This window comes from Alkalibacterium indicireducens (assembly GCF_039522005.1).
GTDB classification, from domain to species: Bacteria; Bacillota; Bacilli; order Lactobacillales; family Carnobacteriaceae_A; genus Alkalibacterium; species Alkalibacterium indicireducens.
Window position 1 is genome coordinate 1 of the sequence record NZ_BAAADA010000028.1, and the last position, 4850, is coordinate 4850.

The 4850-nt window shown below is 44.4% G+C and carries 4 protein-coding genes; all 4 read right to left on the reverse strand.

Annotated features, from left to right (window positions below; translation table 11 throughout):
- Positions 1 to 60: 60 nt before the first annotated feature.
- Positions 61 to 2358: an ABC transporter permease gene (locus ABFX15_RS02065; RefSeq protein WP_346023873.1), complete on the reverse strand. Its 2298-nt coding sequence runs from the start codon at positions 2356 to 2358 to the stop codon at positions 61 to 63.
- Between the two features lie 28 nt (positions 2359 to 2386).
- Positions 2387 to 2548, reverse strand: a complete 162-nt coding sequence (locus ABFX15_RS02070; protein ID WP_346023874.1) for a hypothetical protein — start codon at positions 2546 to 2548, stop codon at positions 2387 to 2389.
- 30 nt (positions 2549 to 2578) lie between these two features.
- Complete coding sequence (locus ABFX15_RS02075; protein ID WP_091265974.1) at positions 2579 to 3283, reverse strand: ABC transporter ATP-binding protein; 705 nt, start codon at positions 3281 to 3283, stop codon at positions 2579 to 2581.
- A gap of 236 nt (positions 3284 to 3519) precedes the next feature.
- Positions 3520 to 4725 carry a class I SAM-dependent rRNA methyltransferase gene (locus ABFX15_RS02080; RefSeq protein ID WP_346023875.1) on the reverse strand — a complete coding sequence of 402 codons (1206 nt, stop codon included), beginning with the start codon at positions 4723 to 4725 and terminating at the stop codon, positions 3520 to 3522.
- Positions 4726 to 4850 lie beyond the last annotated feature (125 nt).

Below are 4850 nucleotides of genomic sequence, written 5' to 3' on the forward strand. Positions count from 1 at the left end.
GAAACCTGTGCAGACAAGAATGGAGTTCGTAGGAAGCCCCCACTTCAAAATCCGGAGGATTTAAGTGGTGGGTAGTTCACTGGTAGACAGTTCGCGTATCCGTTCAGAAACGTTGATGTTTGTCAGATTGTATAGGACAACAAAGGCCAGTGAAGCTGCGGAAACGATCAGGACAATGGTCACTACATCCAGACTATCCATCGAATCCTGGAACGCGTCTTCGATCGCGGCGGCGAATGCCACACCTTGAACAGCATCTTCAGCTGTCAGCTGCTGTCCCAGCTTATCGTCGTCGACTGCCTCTGTATCATACCTCAATAAGCGTGTATCGTACTCAGCTTCTTCTCCCATGAGTTTTTCATAGGCTGAAGGTGACAGATAAACATAATGTTGAACGTAGTGTTCAACTATTTCTTCAACTTCGATATCAAACACATCTGAATCATTAGTTTCTACAGTAATGATATCTCCGACCTCAGCATTCAGCAGGTCGGCCAGTTTGTCAGTGATGATGGCTCCTTCTTCAGGTAAATCAAAGGTAACCGATTCATCATCCAGATCACGAAGGACAACAAACTCTTCCATCCGACTCGGTTCGCTTGGGACAAATAGATTGATATCGTGAGATTCCCCGTCTCTTTCTGCGTAGGCATTATCCTGACTGACGTGTAGGTGCCCTTCCAGCCCTTCTAAGGATTCAAGTGTCTCTATATACTCTTCGACCTGAATTTCACTGGCATCAGTGTTCTCTGAGACAATAGCCTGGTACAGATTGATTTCTCCAAACTGTATCTCTCCGATATCTCCAATCGAGTCGGAAAGTCCATACCCAGTAAGAAGCAGTGCAGTTCCACCAGCCACTCCAAATAAAGTCATGAGCATGCGACGCTTATATCTGAACAGATTTCTCGACGCAACCTTTTGAGTAAAGGTGAACCGATTCCAGATAAATGGCATGTATTCCAGGAAGATCCGTTTACCTTTTTTAGGTGCTTTTGGCTTCAACAAGGTAGCTGCGTTGCTCCTCAGTGATAGTCGAACGGATACGAGTGTCGATAAACCTGTTGCAAGGAGTGCACCTGTAATTGAAATGACGGCGTAACTCCAGTAGAACTGTGTATCTGCGGATGGCAGATTATACATTGAACTGTAGGCATCCATTACTACAGTTGGGAAGATCCAGTACCCTAGTAGCAGACCTATAATTCCACCTGCAACTGTTGCGATAAAGGCATAAACGAAATACTTCATCGCAATAGGAAAGTTTCCATAACCTAAAGCTTTTAGTGTTCCAATCTGATTTCTTCCCTCATCGACCATTCTAGTCATTGTTGTGAGCGATATCAGTGCCGCAAGCAGGAAGAAGAAGACAGGAAAGATCTGCGCAATTGCTGTGATCCGTTCTGCATTTTCATCAAACTCTCCGTAGCCCTGAAAGGACATCCGATCCTGAATAAAGTATTCCGGCTCTTCCAGATCAGCAAGTTCCTCTTCGGCTTCTGCCAGGTCTGCTTCTGCTTCTGCTATCTCTTCTTCTGTACTCTCCTGTTCTTCTTCGAACTCGGCAAGCCTCTCTTCATACTCTTCTTGTGCCTCTTCAAGCTCAACGCGGGCGTCTTCCAGTTCAGCACTCGCTTCCTGAATTTCAGTATCAAGCTCATTTTCTGCCTGTTCCAGTTCGGCCAGTCCCTGCTGGATCTGTTCTTCCTGAGCATTAAGTTCAGTGGAGGTCTGTGGATCTTCTATCTGAGCTGCTTCAAGCTGTTGTCTATTTGATTCCACTTCAGCAAGAGCGGACTGCAGCTGAGCACGCTGATCTTCGATTTCTCTTCTGGCGTCTGCTTCTTCCTGCTCCAGCTCATCAAGTCCTTCTTCGTAGTCTTCAACCCCTTCTTCAATTTCAATTCGGGCGTCTTCCAGTTCTTGCTCGGCATTCTCCAGCTCCTGTCGCGCTTCCTCGATTTCATAATAGCCGTCACTGATTTCTTCTTCGATTTCCTCAACGAGTGCCTCATAGCGTTCGGAAGGACGATCTGCTAGCAATGCTTCGACTTCTTCTGTGCGCTCATCAATATACTGATCATAGTCTTCTGAATACACATCATACTCGCGTGCGTTTTCAAAAAGTAAATAGGCGTCTGTATGTACTTCCATATCAAACACTTCTTCCAGTACCAATGCGAAGCCATCCAGAGAACCTGTCCCGACTTGGGTGTTGCCACGTTCCATCCGCTCAATATAGCGAGGATGATTGACAAATCCCACTACTTCGAAAGTTGTTTCAGAAAAATTTTCTTCATACTCGTCCGGTGTACCTTCTTCGATCTGAACTGTATCCCCGATTTTATAGTCGCCCAAATAGCTGTTCGTGTTATCCAGTGCAATTTCATTGACCGTCTCCGGCAGTATGGACCATGACTGGCCCCGTTGCGCTCAAGCCAGCGAAAAAGGCAACGCCCAGCATAATGATGGCGAAAATAGACAGAAAGCGGGTCTTGGTCCGCCAGATTTCTCTTAAAGTGTCTTTCCAAACTGTTCGATATTTCATCTTATCCCCTCAATTCTATTCGGCATCTGCTTACCACTCAATGCTTTCAACAGACTGAGGCTGTTCATTGATGGTGACTTCTCTGACTTTAGCATTATTGATGTCGATCACTCGATTAGCCATTGGAGCAATGGCACGGTTATGAGTAATGACGACAACCGTTGCTCCATATTCTTCTTTTGAACGGCTGAGAAGGTCGAGAACTTTCTTTCCAGTTTCGTAGTCCAGTGCTCCGGTGGGTTCGTCACATAAAAGCAACTTAGGCTGCTTAGCTAGGGCCCGGGCAATAGCCACCCTCTGCTGTTCTCCTCCTGATAGCTGAGCCGGAAAGTTGTCCATCCGATGTTCCAGTCCGACACTTATGAGCACTTCCTCCGCATCAAGAGCATCAGGTGAGATCTCAGCTGCCAATTCAACATTCTCCTTCGCAGTCAGGTTAGGAATCAGATTGTAATTCTGAAAGATGAATCCGACATCGTTGCGCCTGTATTCAGTCAGTTGTTTCTGGTCGAAGCCCACAATATCGGTTCCGTCTATAATGACTTCTCCTCCATCTGCAGCATCCATCCCACCTAGAATATTCAGAACAGTTGTTTTTCCTGCACCACTAGGACCGACGATTACAGCAAATTCATTTTTTTCAATATCGAAAGTGATTTTGTCGTTTGCAATCACTTCTGTTTCTCCAGATTTGTATTTCTTTACTTCGTCTTTAACACTGATATAAGCGGTCATCACGATCTTCCTTTCTACATATGCCCTACTATTTTAGCATACCTATAGAGCCCTTTAGTATAAGTTAGCTTAAAGAACATAATTTTTCATGAAAAAATCATAACTACATGGACCGTTCATTTTACCGTTAAGCGTCCATAATCACTCAGGCTCAGCCTTTCCTGTACTACAAGAAAACGCCCTGCAGTTTATCCTCTTAGGTCAACCTGCAGAACGTCTACACTTATATAGTTAATTTAGTTTGTCCGTTCAAGCACAAACACTTTAAGATAGTGGCCCTCGGGATACGCTCTGCTGACGGCAAAGTCATCTGGCAGATCATGTTCATCCATCAGATACGCGTCTACTTGAAGCTCTTCCAGTGCATCGTTGACCATTTCAAAAAAGTCATCTCTACTGACGCTCCAGGCATTTGTAGAAGTAATGAGTACACCGTTCTGAGCCAGTACCTCTACTGCATCTTTTACGAGTTCAGAATAATCCTTATCTACGCTGAACGTTCGTTTTTTAGTTCTGGCAAAAGTTGGTGGATCAAGAACAATCAGATCAAAGCGCAGTTGATGCTTCTTGGCATAGTCAAAATAATCAAAAACATCCATTACTCGGATTTCATGATCATCCGGATTCAACCCATTCAATTCAAACTGTTCTCTAGTTCTTCCCTTACTTCTGTTTGCTACATCAACATTGACTGTTTTTGATGCACCTCCCATTGCGGCTGCGACTGAAAAGGCACCAGTATAACTGAAGGCGTTGAGTACTTTACGGCCCATACCCAGATCTTCCATGATTTTTCTTCTGACATTTCGCTGATCCAGGAAGATCCCTGTCATCCATCCTTCATCCAGGTAGACATTGTAGCGAATCCCATTCTCTAAAATAGTCATTGGCTCGTCTGCCTGTTTTCCGTCTACAAATTTTGACTTGAATGAAGCTGATGGGTAGCGCAGCTTTTCATAGATTCCCTTGTAGTCAGGCACAGCCATTCTGAATGCATCCAGAATCATGTCTCTATGCTGGTAAATCCCTTCGCTGTACCATGTAAAGACATAATACCCATCATAATAGTCTACCGTTATCCCACCGATTCCATCGCCTTCTCCATTAAAGAATCGGAAAGCAGTCGTCAGTTTATCTGCATAAAATGGGGTCCGTTTCTTCCGTGCAATTCTGAACTGACGATCGAAAAAAGATATGTCAAGCTTGTCAGTATCGTCTAGAGACAGTACCCATCCGGCTGTTTTTTTCTCGTCTCCAATATAGCCAAGCCCGACAAACTTGCGGGAGCTGTCTACCAGTCTCACAAAGTCGCCTTCTACAACTTGGTCCTTATCTTTGAAATCATAGTCTTCTAAAGCCGGATACCCTTTTTGTATCCGACTGGCTGCCAGTTTTTTTACTTGTAAATTCTTCATAATGCGCCCCTTTGATTTCTTTTTCATTGTTGCTTTCATTCTATAATTATACCATACATGATACTTACAGTTTAATCGAGAAATCGAGTAGGAGGTAAATAATTAATTTATTTACCGTCCTCTCACACCACCGTGCGTACGGTTCCGTACAC